The sequence below is a fragment of the Oleiphilus sp. HI0125 genome, assembly GCF_001635355.1.
The window spans coordinates 1-704 of record NZ_LWGF01000350.1 but is presented as its reverse complement, the minus strand read 5'-3'; the positions used below and the strand labels follow the sequence as shown (position 1 = coordinate 704).

General features: G+C 48.9%; 1 protein-coding gene. It reads right to left on the bottom strand.

Annotated features, from left to right (window positions below; all coding sequences use genetic code 11):
* The coding region (locus A3762_RS04940; RefSeq protein ID WP_156493242.1) for a wax ester/triacylglycerol synthase domain-containing protein at window positions 1-704 on the bottom strand (704 nt) is incomplete at both ends.

Below are 704 nucleotides of genomic sequence, written 5' to 3'. Positions count from 1 at the left end.
CTCGATAAGCCTGTGACCATATTTAACCCAGCAGGTGCTAGGGTCAACGCGGTGTAATTGATCGCTTCTTCAAGCGTCATGCTTGCGTAGCGGTCTTTTGACTCTTTAACTGCGCGACGAATACTTTCAAGTCGTTCCGTCGGGTCCGCCAAATGTGTACCGAGTGTCGCCAAAATCATAGCAATTTGATTGCCTGAATCACTATCGTCTCGACGCATTGACATAGGCACCATCGCAACCAGAGGTTTATCAGGCAAAACATTCAAACTGATTAAGTAATTACGCAATGCACTACCACACACAGCCATCACCACATCATTTAGAGTACAGCCCGTTTTTTTCGCGATATTCTTGAAGCGCTCTAAGGGGTACGATTGCGCCGCAAATCGACGAGAGCCTGTAATACACTGATTCAATATGCTCGGAGGGGCCTGAAACGCAGATGTATAATCAGGATTCGTACTGGCTTGTTTTACGGCATGCGTAACTTCTTTAACGAGAGTTGGAATCGTTGAAATCTGCTTGCCAGCTTCGCCCACTAGATCCGTCAAACTCTGAATGACATCTGAGCCTTCTACCTGAGCATGCGAACGCTGCTTTCGCGGCATCGCCCAGAGTGGCGGCTGATCACGCACGCTTGGATCTTCAGACATCAAACGCATGCCCATGCGCATTGCCGCAACACCATCGAGCATGCAGTGATG